Origin of the sequence: Pseudomonas monteilii (assembly GCA_001534745.1) — a bacterium.
In the GTDB taxonomy this organism is placed as follows: Bacteria; Pseudomonadota; Gammaproteobacteria; order Pseudomonadales; family Pseudomonadaceae; genus Aquipseudomonas; species Aquipseudomonas alabamensis.
Genome location: CP013997.1, coordinates 521,199 through 544,894, shown reverse-complemented (window position 1 = coordinate 544,894; position 23,696 = coordinate 521,199). Strand labels below are relative to the sequence as shown.

Annotated in this window: 24 protein-coding genes; 14 read left to right on the top strand and 10 right to left on the bottom strand. The window is 66.0% G+C overall.

Annotation, left to right across the window (positions count from 1 at the left end; translation table 11 throughout):
• Positions 1-22 precede the first annotated feature (22 nt).
• The 4 genes from APT63_02540 to APT63_02525 all read left to right on the top strand — a co-directional run bounded on the left by APT63_02540 (position 23) and on the right by APT63_02525 (position 3,478).
• Positions 23-820: a hydroxymethylpyrimidine/phosphomethylpyrimidine kinase gene (locus APT63_02540; GenBank protein ID AMA44587.1), complete on the top strand. Its 798-nt coding sequence runs from the start codon at positions 23-25 to the stop codon at positions 818-820.
• A 17-nt stretch (positions 821-837) separates the two neighbouring features.
• On the top strand, positions 838-1,461 hold the full coding sequence (locus APT63_02535; protein AMA44586.1) for a thiamine-phosphate diphosphorylase: 624 nt from the start codon (positions 838-840) through the stop codon (positions 1,459-1,461).
• A gap of 18 nt (positions 1,462-1,479) precedes the next feature.
• On the top strand, positions 1,480-2,763 hold the full coding sequence (locus APT63_02530) for a glutamate-1-semialdehyde 2,1-aminomutase (protein ID AMA44585.1): 1,284 nt from the start codon (positions 1,480-1,482) through the stop codon (positions 2,761-2,763).
• A 163-nt stretch (positions 2,764-2,926) separates the two neighbouring features.
• Positions 2,927-3,478, top strand: a complete 552-nt coding sequence (locus APT63_02525) for a hypothetical protein (GenBank protein AMA44584.1) — start codon at positions 2,927-2,929, stop codon at positions 3,476-3,478.
• A gap of 23 nt (positions 3,479-3,501) precedes the next feature.
• Here the strand turns inward: APT63_02525 and APT63_02520 are convergent, their stop codons facing one another.
• Positions 3,502-3,828: a hypothetical protein gene (locus APT63_02520; protein AMA47766.1), complete on the bottom strand. Its 327-nt coding sequence runs from the start codon at positions 3,826-3,828 to the stop codon at positions 3,502-3,504.
• 215 nt (positions 3,829-4,043) lie between these two features.
• Here APT63_02520 and APT63_02515 point away from each other — a divergent pair, with 215 nt between their 5' ends.
• The 4 genes from APT63_02515 to APT63_02500 are packed head-to-tail and all read left to right on the top strand — an operon-like array spanning position 4,044 to position 7,900.
• Entirely contained in the window at positions 4,044-5,042 is a 999-nt protein-coding gene (locus APT63_02515) for an ATP-binding protein (protein ID AMA44583.1), read from the top strand.
• Positions 5,035-5,529: an rRNA maturation factor gene (locus tag APT63_02510; GenBank protein ID AMA44582.1), complete on the top strand. Its 495-nt coding sequence runs from the start codon at positions 5,035-5,037 to the stop codon at positions 5,527-5,529. Before APT63_02515 ends, APT63_02510 begins: the two co-directional genes overlap by 8 nt.
• 5 nt (positions 5,530-5,534) lie before the next feature.
• A complete protein-coding gene (locus tag APT63_02505; GenBank protein AMA44581.1) occupies positions 5,535-6,380 on the top strand; it encodes a magnesium/cobalt efflux protein in 846 nt (281 codons plus the stop codon).
• Positions 6,381-6,382: 2 nt separating this feature from the next.
• Positions 6,383-7,900, top strand: a complete 1,518-nt coding sequence (locus APT63_02500; GenBank protein AMA44580.1) for an apolipoprotein N-acyltransferase — start codon at positions 6,383-6,385, stop codon at positions 7,898-7,900.
• Here APT63_02500 and APT63_02495 read toward each other — a convergent pair.
• Positions 7,897-8,664: a hypothetical protein gene (locus tag APT63_02495; GenBank protein AMA44579.1), complete on the bottom strand. Its 768-nt coding sequence runs from the start codon at positions 8,662-8,664 to the stop codon at positions 7,897-7,899. The genes APT63_02500 and APT63_02495 overlap by 4 nt on opposite strands.
• A gap of 77 nt (positions 8,665-8,741) precedes the next feature.
• Complete coding sequence (locus APT63_02490; GenBank protein ID AMA44578.1) at positions 8,742-9,059, bottom strand: hypothetical protein; 318 nt, start codon at positions 9,057-9,059, stop codon at positions 8,742-8,744.
• Between the two features lie 236 nt (positions 9,060-9,295).
• Here APT63_02490 and leuS point away from each other — a divergent pair, with 236 nt between their 5' ends.
• The 6 genes from leuS to APT63_02460 all read left to right on the top strand — a co-directional run bounded on the left by leuS (position 9,296) and on the right by APT63_02460 (position 16,864).
• Entirely contained in the window at positions 9,296-11,902 is a 2,607-nt protein-coding gene (gene leuS, locus APT63_02485) for a leucine--tRNA ligase (GenBank protein ID AMA44577.1), read from the top strand.
• A gap of 61 nt (positions 11,903-11,963) precedes the next feature.
• Entirely contained in the window at positions 11,964-12,569 is a 606-nt protein-coding gene (locus tag APT63_02480; GenBank protein ID AMA44576.1) for a hypothetical protein, read from the top strand.
• 40 nt (positions 12,570-12,609) lie between these two features.
• Positions 12,610-13,647: a DNA polymerase III subunit delta gene (locus APT63_02475; protein ID AMA44575.1), complete on the top strand. Its 1,038-nt coding sequence runs from the start codon at positions 12,610-12,612 to the stop codon at positions 13,645-13,647.
• Positions 13,648-13,965: 318 nt separating this feature from the next.
• A complete protein-coding gene (locus APT63_02470; protein AMA44574.1) occupies positions 13,966-14,913 on the top strand; it encodes a transposase in 948 nt (315 codons plus the stop codon).
• Between the two features lie 394 nt (positions 14,914-15,307).
• A complete protein-coding gene (locus APT63_02465; GenBank protein AMA44573.1) occupies positions 15,308-15,472 on the top strand; it encodes a lipoyl synthase in 165 nt (54 codons plus the stop codon).
• Positions 15,473-15,532: 60 nt separating this feature from the next.
• Positions 15,533-16,864, top strand: coding sequence for a murein transglycosylase (locus APT63_02460; protein ID AMA44572.1), 1,332 nt, complete (start codon positions 15,533-15,535; stop codon positions 16,862-16,864).
• A 47-nt stretch (positions 16,865-16,911) separates the two neighbouring features.
• Here APT63_02460 and APT63_02455 read toward each other — a convergent pair whose 3' ends face one another.
• From APT63_02455 to APT63_02425, 7 genes are all read right to left on the bottom strand, one after another.
• Positions 16,912-17,850, bottom strand: a complete 939-nt coding sequence (locus tag APT63_02455) for an LD-carboxypeptidase (GenBank protein AMA44571.1) — start codon at positions 17,848-17,850, stop codon at positions 16,912-16,914.
• 432 nt (positions 17,851-18,282) lie between these two features.
• Complete coding sequence (locus tag APT63_02450; protein ID AMA44570.1) at positions 18,283-19,299, bottom strand: lipoyl synthase; 1,017 nt, start codon at positions 19,297-19,299, stop codon at positions 18,283-18,285.
• A gap of 1 nt (position 19,300) precedes the next feature.
• Positions 19,301-19,948, bottom strand: coding sequence for an octanoyltransferase (locus APT63_02445; protein ID AMA44569.1), 648 nt, complete (start codon positions 19,946-19,948; stop codon positions 19,301-19,303).
• On the bottom strand, positions 19,948-20,223 hold the full coding sequence (locus APT63_02440; protein AMA44568.1) for a hypothetical protein: 276 nt from the start codon (positions 20,221-20,223) through the stop codon (positions 19,948-19,950). Before APT63_02440 ends, APT63_02445 begins: the two co-directional genes overlap by 1 nt.
• A gap of 73 nt (positions 20,224-20,296) precedes the next feature.
• Positions 20,297-21,457 carry a D-alanyl-D-alanine carboxypeptidase gene (locus APT63_02435; GenBank protein AMA44567.1) on the bottom strand — a complete coding sequence of 387 codons (1,161 nt, stop codon included), beginning with the start codon at positions 21,455-21,457 and terminating at the stop codon, positions 20,297-20,299.
• A gap of 207 nt (positions 21,458-21,664) precedes the next feature.
• Positions 21,665-22,669 (bottom strand): hypothetical protein, encoded by a 1,005-nt coding sequence (locus tag APT63_02430; protein AMA44566.1) that lies wholly within the window; start codon positions 22,667-22,669, stop codon positions 21,665-21,667.
• On the bottom strand, positions 22,669-23,679 hold the full coding sequence (locus APT63_02425) for a lytic transglycosylase (protein AMA44565.1): 1,011 nt from the start codon (positions 23,677-23,679) through the stop codon (positions 22,669-22,671). The genes APT63_02430 and APT63_02425 overlap by 1 nt, the downstream gene beginning before the upstream one ends.
• Positions 23,680-23,696: the final 17 nt, after the last annotated feature.

The window sequence follows — 23,696 nt, the reverse complement described above, 5'->3', positions numbered from 1 at the left end:
TTTGGTGGTAAGCTCGCCCTCCATGACTATCTACAGCTCTCGCCCCGTTGTCCTCTGTCTGTCCGGCCATGACCCCAGTGGCGGCGCCGGCCTGCAGGCAGATATCGAAGCCCTGCTCGCCCAAGGTTGCCATGCGGCCCCTGCCGTCACCGCCTTGACCGTGCAGGATACCGTCAATGTGTCCGATTTCCGGGTGTTGGACCGCGAGTGGGTGCTGGCCCAGGCCAACGCCGTGCTCGCCGACTCCAGCGTGGCGGCGGTCAAGCTGGGCATGCTCGGCTCGATCGACATGGTCGACACGGTCGCCGAGCTGCTGCGGGCGCATCCGCACCTGCCCATGGTCTGCGACCCGGTGCTGCGCGCAGGCGGTGGCGGGCGGCTGGGCAAGGACGAAGTCGGCTACGCCGTGCGGGAGCGTCTGCTGCCGCTGGCGGCGATCGCCACGCCCAACCTGCCCGAAGCCCGCATCCTCGCCGAACTGCCGGACGGCACGGCGGACCAGTGCGCCGAGAAGCTGCTGCCGTACTGCCGGCACCTGCTGATCACCGGCGGGCACGGCGACGAGCAGCAGATCCACAACCGCCTCTACAGCCGCGACGGCGACTGCCAGGTCTGGACCTGCGAGCGTCTGCCCGGCAGCTACCACGGCTCGGGCTGCACCCTGGCCAGTGCCCTGGCCGGCCGCCTCGCACAGGGCGAGCACTTGCACAGCGCGGTGCGCAGCGCCCTGGACTACACCTGGCGCACGCTGCGCGATGCCGAACAGCTGGGCCGTGGCCAGTACGTGCCACGCCGGTTGCCGCTGGATTTCTGTTCCTGACCTGACACGAGGGCGACATGACACGACGCGGCCTGTATGCGATCACCGACAGCCAGCTTCTGGCCGGGCGGCTGCTGTCGCACGTCGAAGCGGCGCTCGAAGGCGGCCTGGCCTTGCTGCAGTACCGCGACAAGAGCGGCGATGCCGCGCGTCGCCGGGAAGAGGCCGAGGCCCTGCGCGAGCTGTGCCAGCGCTACGACACGCCCCTGGTGATCAACGACGACGTGGCACTGGCGGCCGCGCTGGGCGTCGGCGTGCACCTGGGCCAGACCGACGGCCCGCTGCACCCGGCACGTGCGCAGCTGGGCCCGCAGGCGGTGATCGGCTCGACCTGCCATGGGCGTCTCGACCTGGCTCAGCAGGCGGTGGCGCAAGGCGCCAGCTACGTCGCCTTCGGCCGCTTCTTCAACTCGATGACCAAGCCCGGCGCCCCGGTGGCCAGCCTCGACCTGCTGGCCCAGGCGCGCGCCGACCTGCCGCTGCCGATCGCGGTGATCGGCGGCATCACCCTCGACAACGCCGCCCCGCTGGTCGCCCACGGTGCCGACCTGCTGGCGGTGATCCACGGCCTGTTCGGTGCCGACAGCGCGCAGGACGTCACCCGCCGCGCTCGCGCCTTCAACGCCCTGTTCGCCTCCTGATTCGAGAGAAGCCTTTCTATGTCCCGTTCTGAATCCCTGTTCGCCCAAGCCCAGAAGCACATCCCCGGCGGCGTGAACTCGCCCGTGCGCGCGTTTCGCAGCGTCGGCGGCACCCCGCTGTTCTTCAAGCACGCCGAAGGCGCCTACGTCATCGATGAAGATGACAAGCGCTACGTCGACTACGTCGGCTCCTGGGGGCCGATGATCCTCGGCCATGGCCACCCGGACGTCCTGGAGTCGGTACGTCGCCAACTGGTGCACGGCCTGTCCTACGGCGCACCGACCGCGATGGAAACCGAGATGGCCGACCTGGTCTGCTCGCTGGTGCCGTCGATGGAAATGGTGCGCATGGTCAGCTCCGGCACCGAGGCGACCATGAGCGCCATCCGCCTGGCCCGTGGCTACACCGGCCGCGACGCGATCATCAAGTTCGAAGGCTGCTACCACGGCCACTCCGACAGCCTGCTGGTCAAGGCCGGCTCCGGCCTGCTGACCTCCGGCGTGCCCAGCTCGGCCGGTGTGCCGGCGGACTTCGCCAAGCACACACTGACCCTGCCGTTCAACGACCTGGACGCGGTGGAGAAGACCCTGGCCGACGTCGGCCAGACCGTGGCCTGCATCATCGTCGAGCCGGTGGCCGGCAACATGAACTGCGTGCCGCCGGCGCCGGGCTTCCTCGAAGGCCTGCGCGAGCAGTGCGACAAGCATGGCGTGGTGCTGATCTTCGACGAAGTGATGACCGGCTTCCGCGTCTCCCTGGGCGGCGCCCAGGGCCACTACGGCATCACCCCCGACCTGTCGACCTTCGGCAAGATCGTCGGCGGCGGCATGCCGGTAGGCTGCTTCGGCGGCAAGCGCGCGATCATGGAATGCATCGCGCCACTGGGTCCGGTCTACCAGGCCGGCACCCTGTCCGGTAACCCGCTGGCCATGGCCGCGGGCCTGACCACCCTGCGCCTGATCAGCCGTCCGGGCTTCCACGACGAGCTGAGCGCCTTTACCAGCCGCATGCTCGACGGCCTGCAACAGCGTGCCGATGCCGCGGGCGTGCCGTTCGTCACCACCCAGGCCGGTGGCATGTTCGGCCTGTACTTCACCGGCGCCGACGACATCGTCACCTTCGACGACGTGATGGGCAGCGATGCGGAACGCTTCAAGCGGTTCTTCCATCTGATGCTCGACGGCGGCGTGTACCTGGCCCCGAGCGCCTTCGAGGCTGGCTTCACCTCGATCGCCCACGGCGAGACCGAGCTGAAGATCACCCTGGACGCTGCGGAAAAGGCCTTCGCCGCGCTGAAATGAGCAGTCGCTGCCCCCGACCGTCGGCCCCCTGGGGCGGAGGTCCGGGGGCCTGTCCCTGCAATCGCCAGAAAATCGAGTAAAACTTTGTAAGGTACGGGTGGCTTATCCCATAATGAGCCACCAGAGACATTGGCCGCAGCTTTGCAGAGGTAAGTCGATCCCCATGAACCGCACCGGCCGCGCCCTCAGCCTGGGCTGCCTGCTTCTCCTCCAGCCTCTGTCGGCCCTGGCGGAAGGCGGCAACTCGCTGCTGATCCCGACCACGGGACGTTGCACGTTCGACACCCGGCCGCAGGATGTGGACAGGGCCCTGAAGGCGTGCGAGCAGTTGGCGGCGTCGGGCGATGCCCAGGCGCAGTACGAGCTGGCCGAGCTGTACCATGCGGGCGACCAGGTGCCGCAGGACCTGCACAAGGCGTTGGATTACTACGAGCAGGCCTCGTTGCTCGGCCATGCCGAGGCACAGTCCAAGCTGGGCGCCATGTTCTTCCAGGGCGAAGGGGTGGCGGCCAACAAGGTGCAGGCCTACATCCTGTTGAAGATGGCCGCGGTCAATGGCGCCGAGGATGCGCTGGACATGGCCGACGAGGTGTCGGCCAGCATGCCGCGCGAAGAACTCGAGCGGGCGACCCAGGTGCTGGGGCAGATCTTCCGCAAGTACCTGCTGGAACTGCAGAACGCCGACGGCCGTACGCCCTTCTCGCCCCTGCCCTGAGCGGCACGCGGCTCAACCGACCTTCACTTCTCCGGCATCGGCATCGGGAACGGCATGACGTTGCCGGTGGGCCTGGCCTCGCTGATCTTCACCGCGCCGACCCGCTCCACCTCGTCGATGCGCACGATGGCGTGCATCGGCACGAAGCTGCGCACCACGCCGTCGAACTGGGCCTTGAGCTTTTCTTCGCTGGGATCGACCACGACCTGGGTGCGCTCGCCGAAGACGAACTCTTCGACTTCCAGGAACCCCCACAAGTCGCTCTGGTAGATCTGCTTGGCGTACATCTCGAACACCTGGCCCTGGTTGAGAAAGATCACTTTGAACAGCGGCGCGTCGCGTTTGGTCATGGCGGCAGGATCAACGGTGCGGAAAAGGGCGCGCAGCATAGCAGACGGCGCCTGGCCATGCTGGCCCGACCCATGAAACCATCGCGTCTGCGTGCGCTCCAAACAGGCATGAACGACCCCGGACAACCCTTGATCGCAGCGGACCTTTCGCCACTGCCGATCAAGGGTTATTCTTGATCTCACATTCCCTAGCCGGCGAGCGGCCCAAGACCACCTTGAACGCACCCATAGAACCCCATCGCTTCATCCTCGAGCCCTTCGAGGCCCATCGTTTCGCCAACCTGTGCGGACAGTTCGACGAGCACCTGCGCCTGATCGAACAGCGCCTGGACATCGAGATCCGCAACCGCGGCAATCAGTTCGAGCTCATTGGCGAGCCCAAGACCACCTTCTCCGCCGAACAGCTGCTGCGCAGGCTCTACCGCGAAGCGAAAGCCACCGAGCTGTCGCCGGAAATGGTCCACCTGTACCTCCAGGAGTCGACCGTGGAAGCCCTCGAAACCCCGGCAACGAACGAAGTCAGCGTGTCGCTGCGCACCCGCAAGGGCAACATCCGCCCGCGCGGCGCCAACCAGCAGCGTTACGTCAAGGAAATCCTGGCCAACGACATCAACTTCGGCATCGGCCCGGCCGGTACCGGCAAGACCTACCTGGCCGTGGCCGCGGCGGTGGATGCGCTGGAGCGTGAACAGGTGCGCCGCATCCTGCTGGTGCGTCCGGCGGTCGAGGCGGGCGAGAAGCTCGGCTTCCTGCCCGGCGACCTGGCCCAGAAGATCGACCCGTACCTGCGCCCCCTGTACGACGCCCTCTACGAGATGCTCGGCTTCGAACACGTGGCCAAGCTGATCGAGCGCCAGGTGATCGAGATCGCGCCGCTGGCGTACATGCGTGGCCGCACCCTGAACAACAGCTTCATCATCCTCGACGAAAGCCAGAACACCACCCTCGAGCAGATGAAGATGTTCCTGACCCGGATCGGCTTCGGCTCCACGGCGGTCATCACCGGCGACATCACCCAGGTCGACCTGCCGCGTGGCACCAAGTCCGGGCTGGCTCACGTCATCGAGGTGCTGCGCGACGTGCCGGGCATCAGCTTCACGCACTTCCAGCCCAAGGACGTCGTGCGCCACCCGCTGGTGCAGCGCATCGTCGAAGCCTACGAGCGTTTCGATGCCCAGCAGGCCAAGCCCGAGGCGACCGGCAAAAATGCTTGAACTCGATCTGCAGCGGGCCACCGAGGCCGCTGCGCCCGATGACGCCGCCTTCCGTCGCTGGTGCGAACTGGCCCTGCGCCAGCGCAGCGCCGACTCCGAGATGACCATTCGCCTGGTCGACCTCGACGAGGGCCGCGATCTCAATCACACCTACCGGCACAAGGACTACGCCACCAACGTGCTGTCCTTCCCGGCGGACGTGCCCGACGAGCTGCTGGACATTCCGCTGCTCGGCGATCTGGTGATCTGTGTGCCGGTGGTCGAGCGCGAAGCCGCCGAACAGGGCAAGGCCCTGGAGGCGCACTGGGCGCACCTGGTCATCCACGGTTGCCTGCACCTGCTCGGCTACGACCACATCGATGACGATGAGGCCGAGGAAATGGAAGCACTGGAACGTACCTTGTTGGCGGAGCTCGGCCACCCCGACCCGTACGCCGACGACGACACCGACCCTTCACACCCCGATACCTGCAAGGATCACGAGTAACCGCCATGAGCGAAGACCGATCGAGCAATGGGCAGAAGTCATGGCTGGGCAAACTGACCCAGGCTTTTGCCCATGAGCCGAAGAACCGCCAGGAGCTCCTCGAGCTGCTGCGCGAAGCCCACCAGAACAAACTGCTGGACAGCGAAGCGCTGGCCATCGTCGAGGGCGCCATCCAGGTCGCTGACCTGCAGGTGCGCGACATCATGGTGCCGCGCTCGCAGATGATCAGCATCCGCGCCACCCAGACCCCGCGCGAATTCCTGCCGGCGGTGATCGACGCGGCGCACTCGCGCTACCCGGTCATCGGTGAAAGCCACGATGACGTGCTCGGCGTGCTGCTGGCCAAGGACCTGCTGCCGCTGATCCTTAAGGAAAACGGCGACAGCGTCGACATCAAGGGCCTGCTGCGCCCGGCCACCTTCGTGCCCGAGTCCAAGCGCCTGAACGTGCTGCTGCGCGAATTCCGCGCCAACCACAACCACATGGCCATCGTCATCGACGAGTACGGCGGCGTGGCAGGCCTGGTGACCATTGAGGACGTGCTCGAGCAGATCGTCGGCGACATCGAGGACGAGCATGACGTCGAGGAAGACAGCTACATCAAGCCGTTGCCCAACGGCGACTTCCTGGTCAAGGCACTGACCCCGATCGAGCACTTCAACGAGTCCTTCGACGGCGACTTCTCGGATGACGAATTCGACACCGTCGGCGGGCTGGTCATGAAGGCGTTCGGCTACATGCCCAAGCGCAACGAGACCACCGAGATCGGTGCCTACCGCTTCCGCGTCCTGAACGCCGACAGCCGCCGCATCCACCTGCTGCGTCTGACCCCCATCAATCGCCAAGGATAGTCATGCGTTGGATCACCCGCCCCGGCTGGCCCGGTAACCTGCTGGCCGTGGCGGCCGGCGCCAGCACCTCCCTGGCCCTGGCGCCGTTCGACGTCTGGCCGCTCGCCCTCCTGGCGATCGCTGTGTTCTACCTCGGCCTGCGCCAGCTCAGCCCGCGTCAGGCCCTGGGCCGTGGCTGGTGCTACGGTTTCGGCCTGTACGGCGCTGGCACCAGCTGGATCTACGTCAGCATCAACACCTACGGCGGCGCCTCGCCCTTGCTGGCGACCCTGCTGCTGCTGGCCTTCTTCGCCGCCATCGCCTGGTTCTTTGCCCTGCCCGCCTGGCTCTGGGCACGCTGGCTGCGGCGCGACGAAGCCCCGCTGGCCGATGCCTTGGGCTTCGCGGCCCTGTGGCTGCTGCAGGAAGCCTTCCGTGGCTGGTTCCTGACCGGATTCCCGTGGCTGTACGCCGGTTACAGCCAGCTCGACGGCCCACTGGCCGGGTTGGCGCCGCTCGGCGGTGTCTGGCTGGTGTCGTTCGTACTGGCCCTGAGCGCGGCGCTGCTGTGCAACCTGCCGCGCCTGCGTGCCCGAAGAGGGCTGCTGGCTGGCGGCCTGGTTCTGTTGATCGCGCCCTGGGCACTGGGCTGGGCACTCAAGGGGCATGCCTGGACGCAACCTTCCGGCAAACCCCTGACCGTGGCGGCGATCCAGGGCAACGTCGAGCAGGACCTGAAATGGGACCCGGCGCACGTCAATGCGCAGCTGGCGCTGTACCGCGACCTGAGTTTCGCCTCGCGGCCGGTCGACCTGCTGGTCTGGCCGGAAACCGCGGTGCCGGTGCTCAAGGACCAGGCTCAGGGCTTCATCGACATGATGGGGACGTTCGCCACGGACCGTCACTCGTCGCTGATCACCGGCGTGCCGGTACGCGAGCGAGTCGATGGCCAGTCGCGCTACTACAACGGTGTCACCGTGGCCGGCGGCGGCGAAGGGACCTACCTCAAGCAGAAGCTGGTGCCGTTCGGTGAATACGTACCCTTGCAGGACATGCTGCGCGGGCTGATCGAGTTCTTCAACCTGCCGATGTCCGACTTCGCCCGTGGCCCGGCGCAGCAGGCGCTGCTGGAAGCCAAGGGACACAGGATCGCGCCGTACATCTGCTACGAGGTGGTCTATCCGGAGTTCGCCGCCGGCCTGGCCGCGCGCAGCGACCTGCTGCTGACCATCAGCAACGACACCTGGTTCGGTACCTCGATCGGGCCGCTACAGCACCTGCAGATGGCGCAGATGCGCGCCCTGGAAGCCGGTCGCTGGATGATCCGCGCCACCAACAACGGCGTCACCGCGCTGATCGACCCGTTCGGCCGGATCACCGAGCGGGTGCCGCAGTTCCAGCAGGCCGTGCTGTACGGAGAGGTGGTACCGATGCAGCAACTGACGCCCTACCTGCGCTGGCGGTCGTGGCCACTGGCACTGGTCTGTGCCCTGTTGCTGGGCTGGGCCGCACTGGCCCGGCGTCGCTCGGCTCGCGCTTAGTTACCTTCGAACAGGCGGTAGCCCACCAGGCCTGCCGCCTCGTTGAGCAGTTGTCCGTTGCGCCAGAACGCCCGGCCCTCGGGGAGCAGCCCGGCGAAAGGCCCGACCGGTGCGTGGCCGAGAAAGCCCACGGGCGCCGGCACCACGGTCAGGCCATTGGCTTCGAAGCTCCAGCGGGCACGGGGCATGTGCCAGGCCTGGGTCACCAGCACCACCCGATCGATGCCCAGGGGACGCAGCCGTTCGGCCGTGAGCCGGGCGTTCTCCCAGGTCGTGCGACTGGCGCCCTCCTCCCAGCTCACCTCTACCCCGAAGTCCTCCCGCAGGCGCTTGGCCATCAAGTGCGCTTCGCTTGGCGGTGTCCCTTCGTGCAGCCCGCCGCTGGTCAGCAGCGGCAACCCCGAGGCCTTGGCCAGTTGCGCCGCGAACCGCATGCGCTCGAGGGCCACACCGGTCGGCTGATCTTCCCCGCCCCAGGCCGGATCGCCCCGCTCGCGGCCCGCGCCGAGCACCACGATGACCTGGGCCTCGGAGGCCAGCGTCGACCAGTGCGCCAGGGGCAGGGGCGGTTCGCGTTCGAGCAGCCGCGCCGCCTGCTGCACCACCAGCGGCAGGCTCATCAGCCACAGCCCACCCAGCCCCAGCACCAGGCACGCCCGGGCCAGGCGCGGACGACGGCGCCGCAGCCACCAGCCGGCCATGACCAGCAGCAACAGCGAGCCTGGGGGCAGCAACAGGTGTTTGAGGAGAAAGCGGATCGGCATGGTGCACCTCGTGTCGGTGCACGCAGCCTAGGGGGATCGACACCGGGCCACAAGCCATGGCCCGGTGTCGAGAGCGGTCAGCGCGCCGGCAGGCGGTGTGCGCGGGCCGACGTGTCGCGGCGCTTGCGATCGCGCAGCCAGACGACCTCGGCGGTGCGTCTGGCGGGACGCTGTCGAGGCGCCTCGGCCGCCAGGCCCTGATGCGGGGGCAGCGCGTCCAGGTAGGTCTTGAGCACGTCGTACTCGGCACGGCTCAGGCCGCGCAGTTCCAGTTCGAGCGGCTGTTCGTCACGCAATCGCACCGACGTGCGGGCCGTCTCCAGGGCTAGGCCAAGTCGGTCGATCAGACGTTCATAGACATTGGTTGGGGGTTGGGGTGTGTGCGGCTCTCCCATGCGGGCACCTCGTTGGGGATGACAGTCTCATTGCACCCCTGAGCTTAGCGGCACCTGCGCCGGCAGCCGGACGCCGCGACCAACGGCCATCGGCAAGGCCCCGACGCAATCAGGGTTTCCCACGGTAGGCGGCGCTCATGTATGCTACGGCGTTCACTCCACCGACGCCGGATTGCCGTCGCAGCGAGGTTTTCGCTGCCTGGACAGGGTCTTTCATCTCTCAGCGCAAAGTAGCCATGCACGAACAATATCAGCCCCGTGAAATCGAAGCCGCCGCCCAGCAGGCCTGGGAAGCGAACCAGTCGTTCGCCGTGACCGAACAGCCAGGCAAGGACACCTACTACTGCCTGTCGATGTTCCCGTACCCGAGCGGCAAGCTACACATGGGGCACGTGCGCAACTACACCATCGGCGACGTGATCGCCCGCTACCAGCGCATGCTCGGCAAGAACGTCCTGCAGCCCATGGGCTGGGACGCCTTCGGCATGCCGGCGGAAAACGCCGCGATGAAGAACAACGTCGCACCGGCCAAGTGGACGTACGAGAACATCGAGTACATGAAGACCCAGCTCAAGAGCCTGGGCCTGGCGATCGACTGGTCGCGCGAAGTGACCACCTGCAAGCCGGACTACTACCGCTGGGAGCAGTGGCTGTTCACCCGCCTGTTCCAGAAGGGCGTCATCTACCGCAAGAACGGTACCGTCAACTGGGACCCGGTCGACCAGACCGTGCTCGCCAACGAGCAGGTCATCGACGGTCGCGGCTGGCGCTCGGGCGCGCTGATCGAGAAGCGCGAAATCCCGATGTACTACTTCCGCATCACCGACTACGCCGACGAGCTGCTGGAAAGCCTCGACGAGCTGCCGGGCTGGCCCGAGCAGGTCAAGACCATGCAGCGCAACTGGATCGGCAAGTCGCGCGGCATGGAAGTGCAGTTCCCGCACGACCTGGCCAGCATCGGCCATGCCGGCGCGCTGAAAGTCTTCACCACGCGTCCCGATACCCTGATGGGCGCCACCTACGTGGCCGTGGCCGCCGAGCACCCGCTGGCCACCCAGGCCGCCGCAGGCAACCCTGAGCTGCAAGCGTTCATCGACGCCTGCAAGAGCGGCAGCGTCGCCGAAGCCGACATCGCCACCCAAGAAAAGAAAGGCATGCCGACGTCGCTGTTCGTCGAGCACCCGCTGACCGGCGAGAAGCTGCCGGTGTGGGTCGCCAACTACGTGCTGATGCACTACGGCGACGGCGCCGTGATGGCGGTCCCGGCCCACGACGAGCGCGATTTCGAGTTCGCCCAGAAGTATCAGCTGCCGATCAAGGCCGTGGTGCGCACCAGCGCGGGCGACACGGTCGGTGACGAGTGGCAGCCGGCTTACGGCGAGCACGGCCAACTGATCAATTCCGGCGCGTTCGACGGGCTGGACTTCGAAGGCGGCTTCGATGCCATCGAAGCCGCCCTGATCCGCAAGGACCTCGGCAAGTCGCGCACCCAGTTCCGCCTGCGCGACTGGGGCATCAGCCGCCAGCGCTACTGGGGCTGCCCGATTCCGATCATCCACTGCCCGAACTGCGGTGACGTGCCGGTGCCGGAAGACCAACTGCCGGTGACCCTGCCGGAGAACGTGGTGCCCGATGGCGCCGGTTCCCCGCTGGCCCGCATGCCCGAATTCTACGACTGCAGCTGCCCAACCTGCGGCGCGGCGTCCAAGCGCGAAACCGACACCATGGACACCTTCGTCGAGTCGTCCTGGTACTTCGCCCGCTACGCCTCGCCCCACTACGAAGGCGGCATGGTCGACCCCAAGGCGGCCAACCACTGGCTGCCGGTGGACCAGTACATCGGCGGCATCGAGCACGCCATCCTGCACCTGCTGTACGCGCGCTTCTTCCACAAGCTGATGCGCGACGAAGGCCTGGTCACCTCGAACGAGCCGTTCAAGAACCTGCTGACCCAGGGCATGGTGGTCGCCGACACCTACTACCGTGTGGCCAGCAATGGCGGCAAGGACTGGTTCAACCCGGCCGACGTCGAGATCGAGCGTGACGCCAAGGCCAAGGTCATCGGCGCACGCCTGAAGTCCGACGGCCTGCCGGTGGAAATCGGCGGCACCGAGAAGATGTCCAAGTCGAAGAACAACGGCGTCGACCCGCAGTCGATGATCGAGGTCTACGGCGCCGACACCTGCCGCCTGTTCATGATGTTCGCCTCGCCGCCTGACGCCAGCCTGGAGTGGTCCGACGCCGGTGTCGAAGGTGCCAGCCGCTTCCTGCGCCGTGTCTGGCGCCTGGCCCAGGCCCACGTGAGCGCCGGCCTGCCGGGCACGCTGGACGTGGCCGCGCTGGACGACGCACAGAAGGTCGTGCGCCGCGCCATCCATGCCGCCATCAAGCAGGCCGGGACCGACGTGGGTCAGTTCCACAAGTTCAACACCGCCATCGCCCAGGTGATGACGCTGATGAACGTGCTGGAAAAAGCCCCGCAGGCTACCGAGCAGGACCGTGCCTTGCTGCACGAAGGCCTGGAAGCCGTCACGCTGCTGCTGGCGCCGATCACCCCGCACATCAGCCACGTGCTGTGGCAGCAGCTGGGCCATGCACAGCCGGTGATCGATGCGCCCTGGCCCGCCGTGGACGAACAGGCGCTGGTACAGGACAGCCTCGTGCTGGTGGTACAGGTCAACGGCAAGCTGCGCGGCCAGGTCGAGATGCCGGCCGGCGCCAGCCGCGAAGAAGTCGAAGCCGCCGCCCGTGCCAACGAGAACGTGCTGCGCTTCACCGAAGGCCTGACCATCCGCAAGGTCATCGTGGTGCCAGGCAAGCTGGTCAACATCGTCGCCAATTGATGGCAACGCCTGTCTGCGAACGGCGCAGGCAGGCGGAATCGGCCCAGAAGGGAGCAACAACATGATCAAACGCAATCTGCTGGTAGTGGGCCTGGCCGTGCTGCTGAGCGCCTGTGGTTTCCAGCTGCGTGGCACCGGCCAATCCGACCTGAGCCTGCGCGAACTGGACGTCAGCGCCCGCAACGCCTATGGCGACACCGTGAAGCAGCTGCGCCAGGCCCTGGAGAACGACGGTGTGGCCGTGCGCAGCAGCGCGCCCTATCGCCTGATCCTGACCCGCGAGGAAGAGAACCAGCGCGCCGCCACCTACGCCGGCGGCAGCCGCTCGGCCGACTACGAGCTGACCACCGTGCTGAACTACACCATCGCCGGCCTGAACAACGCCGAGTTGCTGTCGGACAAGGTCACCGTACGCCGTGTCTACACCCGTGACGGCAACAACGTCACCGGTGGCGACCAGGAAGCGGCCCAGGTGCGCAAGGAAATGCGTCGCGACCTGATCCAGGCCATGATCGTACGTCTGCAACTGCTGACCCCAGCACGCCTGGACGAGCTGCAGAAGGACGCCGACGCCCGTGCCCGCGCGCAAGCCCAGGCCCTGGAAGACGCACGCCGCGCTCAGGACGAGACGCCGCAGCAGTCGCCTCTGGAACTGCCGGCTCAGTGATGCCAGGCGGGGCACCTCCGGGTGTCCTGCCCTCCCGCCCATGAAACTCGCCCCCGCTCAACTCGACAAGCACCTGCAAGGCACGCTGGCCCCCATCTACGTGGTCAGCGGCGACGACCCGTTGCTGTGCCAGGAAGCCGCCGACGCCATCCGCGCCGCAGCGCGCCACCAGGGTCACGACGAGCGCCAGGTATTCTCCGCCGATGCCAACTTCGACTGGGGCAGCCTGCTGCTTGCCGGTGCCAGCCTGTCGCTGTTCGCCCAGAAGCGTCTCCTGGAAGTCCGGCTGCCCAGCGGCAAGCCGGGCGACAAGGGGGCTGCGGCGCTGATCGATTACGTCAGCCGGCCGGCCGAAGACACGGTGCTGCTGGTCAGCCTGCCCAGGCTCGATGCCAGCGCGCAGAAATCCAAATGGGGCAAGGCCCTGATCGAAAGTGCCCAGTGCCAGTTCGTGCAGATCTGGCCGGTGGATGCCCACCAGCTGCCGCAATGGATCAACCAGCGCCTCTCGCGGGCCGGGCTGTCCGCCCAGCGCGAAGCGGTCGACCTGATCGCAGCGCGCGTGGAGGGCAACCTGCTGGCGGCGGCCCAGGAGATCGAGAAGCTCAAGCTGTTGGCCGAGGGCAACCAGGTGACGGTGGAGACCGTGCAGGCGGCAGTGGCCGACAGCGCACGCTTCGATGTCTTCGGGCTGGTCGATGCGGTGCTCAAGGGCGAGGCAAGCCATGCCCTGCGCATGCTCGAAGGCTTGCGGGGCGAAGGGGTCGAAGCACCGGTGATCCTCTGGGCCTTGGCACGCGAGCTGCGCCTGCTGGCCGGCATCGCCCAGCAATTCAGCCAGGGCATCCCGCTGGACAAGGCCTTCAGCCAGGCCAAGCCCCCAGTCTGGGACAAGCGCCGGCCCTTGGTCGGCAAGGCGCTGCAGCGGCTGTCGGCGCCGCGCTGGAACCAGTTGCTGGTGGATGCCCAGCGGATCGATGCGCAGATCAAGGGCCAGTCGGAGGGTTCGCCGTGGATGGGGTTGGCGAGGCTGGTGCTGTTGATGGCCGGGCAGCGCGTGTCGTTGCCGGCGCAGTAACGGGTCCGAGCAGGTGCCGATGGGACTATCCTGCTGGTCGTTGCCGTAGCTGATCTGACAGATGGCGTGGCGGGTTTCATGGGCCCTGCGGGCCCAATCGCGGCACTGGGGCCGCTTGTATGGTAGGACTTGAAGGGAGGAGGAGGGACTAGATCCGCTTCTGACTGTTCGCGCAGTACAGACCGTGGGAGATTTCGCCCCTCCTCCCTTCACCCAAGCGCCGATAAGGAATGCTTCCGGTTTTGACCGACGAAAGTACAAGCCTGCGCCTCTGGGTGGCCCTTCAAGCCCTTAGACCTTACCTGCGGAGACGCGCTCATGGCAATGCCATCATCCGAACACAGCACGATCATAGGCGTCGACGTTGCTAAGGCTGAGCTCGTCATTTACGAAGACAGCTCCGGACAGTTGAGCACTATTGCCAACAACAAGACGGCCATCAAGCAATGGATCAAGGCATTGCACGGCAAGGTCTCGATTGCAATCGAGGCCACCAATGTCTATCACCTGCTGTTTACCGATATGGTCCATGAAGCAGGACATACCCTTTACTTGATGGATGGTTATGCCCTGAGTCACTACCGAAAAGGTATTGGTTCACGCGCCAAGACTGACCCGATCGATGCAAGGGTACTGGCCCGGTACCTCAAGAACGAAGGCGCTAATCTTACCCCCTGGGTCCCACCTTCGACGCTCTATCGCGACCTTGTCAGCCTGTTTCGCAGGCGCGCGATGCTCGTCCAGACGCGTACAGCGCTGAGACTGAGCTGGGAGGGTGAGCCGCTGCTCAAGAGCCTTTTGAAGTCCCAGCTCACCTCGATGAAGCGCCTTGAAGACCTCATTGAAAACATGATCAAGAAGCTGCTCGACCAGGCAGGACTGATGCCGTTAGTAAAGCAGTGTATGAAAGTTGAAGGTATTGGTTTTCTTACCGCTGCGCGTTTGGTCGCCACCTACCAGCGAGGCGAGTTCAAGAGTGCCGATGCCTTTATCGCCTTTCTAGGAATGGACCTGCGAGTGGCTCAGTCGGGCAAGAAAAAAGAACGCTCGACGTTGACCAAACGAGGCGATCCAGAGGTCCGTCGTTTGCTGCACAACGCGGCGATGTCAGCAGGTAGGACAGCTGCTTGGAAAACGTTTTACGAAGACAAGCAGAGCCGCGGTTTTAAAAAGACTCAAGTCCTGGTCATGCTGGCCCGCAAGCTGGCTCGAGTGGTCTTTGCCCTGATCAGAAGCGGAGAGGAATATCGTCCCAAAGCCGCTTAAGCGCTTGGCAATTACCATAGAATCTCCCACAGGTGACCGCGATAGCCTGCAACCCCGCGGTGGGGCTACGGGTGTAGGAGCGGCCCCCGTGCCGCGATGGGCCGCAAAGCGGCCCCAGAAATCGATCAGAGATAAAGCCTCTGAGCCATGCCAGCTATCGTCATGCTCTCTGCGCGACCGCGCGGTGCCAAGGCGGCGGGCGGACTCCCACAGGTGACCGCGATAGCCTGCAACCCCGCGGCGGGGCTACGGGTGAGCGGCCCCTGCCGGGGCGCTGGACCGGCCGTGGTTGGGCAATCAGCCGCCCTCGAGCTTTCGATGCATACAATCAATTAGCCCCCGAATCCCCTCGCCTCTACAGTGCGCCTCGCAATCCCCTCACGAGGCCCTGCCCATGAGCAAGAAGTCCAGCACCACCCGCCCCAACAAAGCCAAGTCGATCGTCGCCCAGCCGCTGTTCCGCTGTCGTCAGGAACGCGCCGGCAAGGGCAAAGGCAGCTACCGCCGCGAAGCCTTCCAATCGAGAGATTGGGAGGCTTCTTGCCGTTTGGCCGCGTGAGGCACGAACCGCGCGGGCATGGTATGGTCTTCACCTAATCTGCATTTTCTGGATTCGTGCATGCTCTCTTGTCTTTCGCTGCGTCAACAGCCTCGTCAACTGGTGGCCGCTACCAGCCTCATCCTGCTGGTGGCGTGCGCCGAGAAGCCCACGGCTGCCGATGCGGTGCCGCTGCCCGCTACCTCGCAACCGGCCAGTACGCCTGCGCCCGCCGTGGTGCAGCCGCGGGTCACTCCGCCGTCGGACAACGAGATCCAGCCACAGCAGAGCTTCGAGCAGTGGCAGGCGCAGTTCCGTGAACAGGCCTTGCAGGCCGGCATTCGTGCCAGTGTCTTCGATGCCGCCTTCGCCGGTGTCACCCCTGACCTGGACGTGATCAAGGCCGACCGCAGCCAGCCGGAATTCACCCGACCGGTGTGGGAATACCTCGACGGTGCGTTGTCGCCGGTTCGCGTGCGCAACGGCAAGGCGCTGCTCGAGAAGCATGCCGCACTGCTCGAGCAGCTCGAACAGCGCTATGGCGTCGACCGGCAGATCCTCGTGGCGGTCTGGGGCATGGAGAGCAACTTCGGCCAGTTCCAGGGCAACAAGTCGGTGATTCGCTCGCTGGCCACCCTCGCCTACGAAGGGCGCCGTCCGGCCTTCGCCCATGACCAGCTGATCGCCGCCCTGCAGATCGTGCAGAACGGCGACATCCAGCCTGACGCCATGCGCGGCTCCTGGGCCGGCGCCATGGGCCAGACGCAGTTCATCCCCACCACCTACAACACCCACGCCGTGGACTTCGACGGTGATGGCCGGCGGGACATCTGGAACAGCACGCCCGATGCCCTGGCCTCGACCGCGCACTACCTGCAAAGCTCGGGTTGGAAGCGTGGCCAGCCATGGGGCTTCGAGGTACAAGTCCCCAGCGGGTTCGACTACTGGCAGGCCGACGGCGCACAGCGCAAGACCGTGAGCGAATGGCTGCAGATGGGCGTCCAGCTGCCGACGGGTACGCGCCTTCCGGACGGCAGCCAGCAGTTGTCGGCTGCCCTGCTGCTGCCAGCAGGCGCACGCGGCCCGGCGTTCCTGGTGCTGGACAACTTCCGCGCCATCCTGCGTTACAACAATTCGTCGTCGTATGCGCTGGCGGTCAGCCTGCTGGGCGATCGGTTCTCGGGCTGGGGCTTCATCGCCGGCAGCTGGCCGAAGGACGACAAGCCGCTGACCCGCAGCGAGCGGATGGAGCTGCAGAACCTGCTCAATGCTCGGGGCCACGATGCCGGCAATGCCGACGGCATCATCGGCGCCAATACCCGCAAGGCGATCCGTAACGCTCAGCAGGCCCTGGGCTGGCCGGCCGACGGGTACCCGACCCATCCCCTGCTCGACAGCCTGCGCCAGCCGTGAGTCGGCGCTGCAAGCGGCCTGTCAGCCATGGCAGGCCGCTTGCGTGATCACAGGGCGAATAGTGCCTGATTCAACGACAGGCACATGGCCTCGCTGTCGAGCGTCACCTGGGCGCCCAGAGGCAGGCACACGTTAGGGTCGCAATGCCCGCTGCGCCAGCCGGCCAGCACTGGAATGTCCAGTGGCTCGAAGATATCGCGCAGTAGAGGCGTCAGCGCTGTCACCGTGATACCGGCAAAATCCCCCACCAGCACCCCTTTCACACCCCCGAGCTTGCCTGCCAGGCGCAGCTGCGTGAGCAGACGGTCGACGCGATAGAGCGGTTCGTTCACGTCCTCGATGAACAGGATGCAGCCTTCGAGGTCGACCTCGGCGCAGGTGCCCAAGGTCGCACCGAGCATGGACAGGTTGCCCCCCATCAGGCGCCCCGCCGCCACACCAGGCACGAGGCAGGACAGCGCGAATGCGTGCGGATGCTCGATGACCGAGCCTTCGCTTAACATGCCGCTGAGCTGCTGGAACAGTGAGCTGCTGGTGGGGGGTTGCTTGTCGCCCAGCAGGTCGGCGTTGAGCATGGCTCCGTGGAAGGTGGGGAAGCCGGCGTGGCGATGGATGGCCGTGTGCAAGGCGGTGATGTCGCTGTAGCCGATCAGTGGCTTGGGATGGGCCCGCAGCAGGTCGAAGTCCAGCCGGTGGAGCAGGCGCATGCTGCCGTAGCCGCCGCGCATGCAGAGGATCGCGTCGATGTCCGGGTCGGCGAAGGCCGCGTGCAGGTCGGCCAGGCGTTGTTCGTCCGGACCGGCCAGGTAGCCTTCGGCCTGGAACACGCCAGGAAACACCCGGCAGCGGTAGCCGTGCTGCGCGAGCCAGAGACGCGCCTGTTCGGCGTCCAGTCGGGCCGGGCCTGCGGGTGCGATGATGGCGAAGCAGGCGTTGGCCGTGAGCGCCTTGGGCAGCCGGGAAACGGAGGCGGAAGCGAGAGACATGCGAGGCGTCCTTTTGCGCGATGACTGGGGATGCAGTGGATTGGAAGGGTTTTCACCATACAGCAGCGATCCTGCCGAAGAACACCGGAATGCGCCGAGCCCAGAATCAGGCGGTGACGGATCTGACGCCATCGCGGGCAAGCCCGCTCCCACAGAGGACCGCGATCGACTCTACTCTTGCGGTATGACGACGGGCGTAGGGCTTGCCCGCGAAGGCGGTGACGGATCTGGCGCCATCGCGGGCAAGCCCGCTCCCACAGGGGCCGCGATCGACTGTACTGCTGCGGTATGACTACAGGTGTGGGAGCGGGCTTGCCCGCGATAGCGAGGGTCGCTTCACCCCGTCCGTGGCAGGTCGAACGGCAGGCTGCCAGACAGCAAAATGCCGGCGCCGTCCGTGGACGTGCGCCGGCATTCGCAGACGGCTGGTGATCAGAGCTTGATCTTGGCCTCGTGCGCCTGCTGGTCGGCGTGGTACGAGGAGCGCACCAGCGGCCCGGAAGCGACGTTCTTGAAGCCCATCTTGTAGCCTTCCTCGGCGAACCAGGCAAAGGTGTCCGGGTGCACGAAGCGCTGCACCGGCAAGTGGCTGCGCGATGGCTGCAGGTACTGGCCCAGGGTCAGCATGTCGATGTCGTGCTCGCGCATGCGGTGCATGACCTCGATCACTTCCTCGTCGGTCTCGCCCAGGCCGAGCATCAGGCCCGACTTGGTCGGTACGTGCGGCACCAGCTGCTTGAACTTCTGCAGCAGGTCCAGCGACCAGTCATAGTCCGACCCCGGACGCGCAGCCTTGTACAGGCGCGGCACGGTCTCGAGGTTGTGGTTGAACACATCCGGCGGCTCGGCCGCGGTGATGGCCAGCGCCACGTCCATGCGGCCACGGTAGTCCGGCACCAGGGTCTCCAGCTGCACGCCGGGCGACAGCGCGCGGATCTCGCGGATGCAGTCGGCGAAGTGCTGGGCGCCACCGTCACGCAGGTCGTCGCGGTCGACCGAGGTGATCACCACGTACTTCAGACGCAGGTCGGCGATGGCCACGGCCAGGTTCTTCGGCTCGTCCACGTCCAGCGGCTTGGGTCGACCGTGGCCGACGTCGCAGAACGGGCAGCGACGGGTGCAGATGTCACCCATGATCATGAAGGTCGCGGTGCCGCCGGAGAAGCACTCGCCCAGGTTCGGGCAGGACGCTTCTTCGCAGACGCTGTGCAGCTTGTGCTTGCGCAGCAGCTGCTTGATGCGATCCACCTCGGGGGAGACCGGGATGCGTACACGGATCCAGTCAGGCTTCTTCGGCAATTCTTCGGTGGGAATGATCTTCACCGGGATGCGCGCGACCTTCTCGGCGCCACGCAGCTTGACGCCGGCCTCGACCTTGCGCGGCGCAGGGCGCGCGGTTGCGTCGGTGGTCGGGATCAGGTTAGGCACGGCTTCTTGCACAATAGTCATATCAGTCGATTCCGCCCGTGAGGGTCGTCTGCTCGGCATAGTCGAGGTGCTTGACCAGCTGTTCGCGCAGCCTTGTGCTGACCTCGTTGAATTCGATCGGCCCCGCGAGATCGCGCAGCTGGGTCATGGCCAGCCCGGCGTAGCCGCAAGGGTTGATTCGGCGAAACGGTGCCAGGTCCATGTCCACGTTCAGGGCCAGGCCATGGAACGAGCGACCGTTGCGAATACGCAGCCCCAGAGAAGCGATCTTGGCGCCGTTCACGTAGACGCCTGGCGCGTCCGGCTTGGCGGCGGCCTGGACATCATACCCTGCCAGCAACTCGATCAGGCTGCGTTCGATGCGGCTGACCAGGTCGCGCACGCCAAAACCCAGGCGACGCACGTCCAGCAGGAGGTAGGCGACCAGCTGACCTGGCCCATGGTAGGTCACCTGCCCGCCGCGGTCGCTCTGGACCACGGGGATCTCGCCCGGCACCAGCAGGTGCTCGGCCTTGCCGGCCTGCCCCTGGGTGAAGACCGGCGGATGCTCGACCAGCCAGACTTCGTCCATGGTCGATGCATCGCGCTGCTCGGTAAATCGCCGCATGGCCTCCAGCACCGGTTCATAGGGCTGCAGGCCAAGCACGCGAACACCGAGACAGGCGGACATCACAGCACCATTTTGACGGTGCCGGTCGCGCGCAGGGCGCTGTTGATGTCCTGCAGCTGGTCCTCGCTGGTGGCGACGATGTGCAGTTGCACCGTGGTGTACTTGCCTTCCTTGCTCTGACGCTCGGCCAGGGTGGACAGGTCGACCTTGGCGTACTTGCTGAGGATCTCGATCACGCTGTCTCTGAAACCGACACCGGTCTCGCCGATCACCTTGATCGGGTAGTCCTCGCAGGGGAATTCGATTTTGTGCGACTTGACGTCTGCTTCGCTCATGGCGGGTACGGCCTCGCAAGGCGTGGCGACAACAAAGCCCCCGCGCGGCGCGCAGGGGCATGCAGGTCACGGATCAGTTGAACAACCCGTAGAAGAACAGACGAATGCTATCCCACATACGGCGGAAGAAACCACCCTCCTCGACCGCGTCGAGGGCGATCAGGTCGGCGCTGTGGACCACTTTGTCGTCCAGCTTGACCTCGACCTTGCCGATGACGTCGCCCTTGGCGATCGGCGCGGTCAGCTGTGGATTCAGGCTCATGGACGCTGCCAGGCGCTTGAGCTGACCCTTGGGCATGGTCAGGGTCAGGTCGTCGGCCAGGCCGGCCTTGACCTGACCAGTGGCGCCTTTCCAGACCGGCGACTGGGCCAGTTCGGTGCCCTTCTGGTAGAAGGTCTGGGTTTCGTAGAAGCGGAAGCCATAGGTCAGCAGCTTCTGGGTCTCGGCGGCACGGGCCTGCTCGCTGTTGGTGCCGAACACCACGGCGATCAGGCGCTGACCATCACGCACGGCAGAGGCAACCATGCAGTAGCCGGCTTCCTCGGTGTGACCGGTCTTCAGGCCGTCGACGGTCTTGTCGCGCCACAGCAGCAGGTTGCGGTTGGGCTGCTTGATGTTGTTCCAGAAGAACTCTTTCTGCGAGTAGATCGCGTAGTGCGCCGGGTCTTCGTTGATGATCGCGCGCGCCAGCAGGGCCATGTCGTGCGCCGAGGAGTAGTGCTCCGGGTGCGGCAGGCCGGTCGGGTTCATGAAGTGGCTGTTGCTCATGCCCAGGTCGGCGGCGGTCTTGTTCATCATGTCGGCGAACGCGTCTTCGCTGCCGGCGATGTGCTCGGACAGCGCGACGCTGGCGTCGTTGCCCGACTGGATGATGATCCCGTGCAGCAGGTCGCTGACGGTCACCTGGCTACCCACCTTGATGAACATCCGCGAACCACCGGTCCGCCAGGCGTTCTCGCTGACGGTGACCGGGTCGTTCTCGCCGATCTGCCCGCGACGGATGTCGAGCGTGGCGATGTAGGCGGTCATCAGTTTGGTCAGACTGGCCGGCGGCAGGCGCTCGTCACCATTGTTCTCGACCAGCACGTTGCCACTGGACGCATCCATCAGCACATAGGATTTGGCGGCCAGTTGCGGGGGCGCCGGCATCATCTGCTCGGCCGCGAAGGTCACGGGAGCGATCAGCAGCAGAACGGGCAGGCAAAGGCGTTTGGCAATAGAGGTGATGTTCATCCGTCTCTCGAAATGGCTAATGGTCTCGCTGCCCGAAGGCAGCCTGTTCAAAGGCCAGCGGCTGGTGGGCAAAAGCCGCCATTGTACATGGAAGGGCCGCGTCAAGCTTCAAGCTTTGAGCCTCAAGCGGCAAGTGAAAGCAGCAGCGGTGATCGCCCTGCCTGTCACTTGCCGCCGGTCGCCCAGCGCTGATGGCTTGCGGCGGCCTCAGTCCGTGACCAGCTTGGCCTGGCCCAGGTTGGCCAGGCGTACGCTGTCCTGGGTCTGCTGGACCTCGCCTTGGCTGTTCATCGGGCCCAGGCGCACGCGGTGCAGCGTCTGCTGGTTGCGCACGATGGAGCTGATGAACACCGGTGCGCTGACCATGGTGCTGAGCTTGGCCCGCAGCAGCTCGGCAGCGTCCGGGTTGGCGAAAGCGCCGACCTGCAGGAACATGCCGCCGTTGTTGCTCGGCACGGCGCCACTGGACACCTGGACCGGTACCACGGCAGCCGCGTGCTGCTGGGGCGGCGGTGTCCATTGCTCTACCGTGCCGGTGCTCTTCGTGATCGGCTGGGCCTGGGCAACCTGCGGCTCATTGAGCACCAGGGGCGCCGGGCGACCCCGGGAGGCCCACCATTGCTGCGGGTCGATCCCTTCGACGCGCACGCGCGCGGTGCCGGTCTCGGCGTAGCCCAGCTTCTTGGCCGCCGCATAAGACAGGTCGATGATACGGTCGGAATAGAACGGCCCGCGGTCGTTGACCCGCAGGATGACGCTGCGCTGGTTGTCCAGGTTGGTGACCTTGACGTAGGCCGGCAGGGGCAGCGTCTTGTGCGCGGCGCTCATGCCGTAGAGGTCGTACACTTCGCCGTTGGCGGTGTTCTGCCCGTGGAACTTGGTGCCGTACCAGGACGCGGTGCCTTCGGCGCGGTAGCCGCGAAAGTCCTGCATCGGGTAGTAGGTCTTGCCCAGCACGGTGTAGGGGTTGGCCTTGTAGTTGCCGGTGTGCAGCGTCGGCGTGGCGTCGGGGATCTTGCTCACGTCCACGTCCCACCAGGGCGCGCCGTCCTTGTGCGCGCGGTTGATGTCGAGCCCTGGCTGGGCACGCACCACCGACGGGCCCTTGGCCTTGGGCGCGGTGGGACGGCTGGACGAGCAGCTGGCCACGGCCAGGCCCAGGGCCAGGCAGGTGAGCAACTTGAAGGAAGTGACGATGTACGGTGCACGCATTACTTGATACCCCGGGCTTGAACCAGCTGCTGCGATAGCTGATGCACCGCCATGGCATACATCACGCTGCGGTTATAGCGAGTGATCGCATAGAAATTCTTCAGGCCCATCCAGTATTCCGGGCCTTGCTCGCCGTCCAGGCGGAAGGCGGTCACCGACAGGTCGTCGGGCAGCGCATCTTGACTCGACCAGCCCAGCGCCCGCAACTGCGCCACGGTGCTGGCCGGTTCGATGCCCGGCGTCAGGCCTTCGTCGACCCGGTCGCCGATCACCACGGCGCGGCTGACCACCGGCTGCCCGGCGACCCAGCCATGGGCCTTGAAGTAGTTGGCCACGCTGCCGATGGCGTCGTCCGGGTCGGTCCAGATGTTGATGTGCCCGTCGCCGTCGAAGTCCACGGCATAGGCGCGGAAGCTGCTGGGCATGAACTGCGGCAGGCCCATGGCACCGGCGTAGGAGCCCTTGGGCACCAGCGGATCGAGCTGCTCGGCACGTGCCAGCAGCAGGTACTCGCGCAGCTCCTTGCGGAAGAACGCCGACCGGGGCGGATAGTCGAAGCCCAAGGTCGACAGGGCGTCGATGACTCGGTAGTTGCCGGTGTTGCGACCGAAGAACGTTTCCACGCCGATGATCGCCACGATGACCTCGGCCGGTACGCCGTAGGTCTGCTCGGCACGCGCCAGGACCGCCTCGTGCTGGCGCCAGAAGTCCACGCCACGGGCGATGCGCGCCTCGGTGAGGAACATCGGCCGGTAGTCCTTCCACGGCTTGACCCGTTCGGCCGGCCGCGAGATGGCGTCGAGGATCGACTGCTTGCGCTGGACTTCGCTGAACACGCTCGTCAGCTGTTCGCTGGCAAAGCCATGGTCGCGCGTCATCTCGCCGATGAACTCGGCGACCTGCGGTGAGCCGTCATAGTCGCCGGCGATGGCCTGCTGGACGGCGCCAACCAGCCCGATCGCGCCGATCCACGGCATACAACGGGCTGCCCAGCCACGCACTGCTTGCATATGAGTGTTCACCTTAT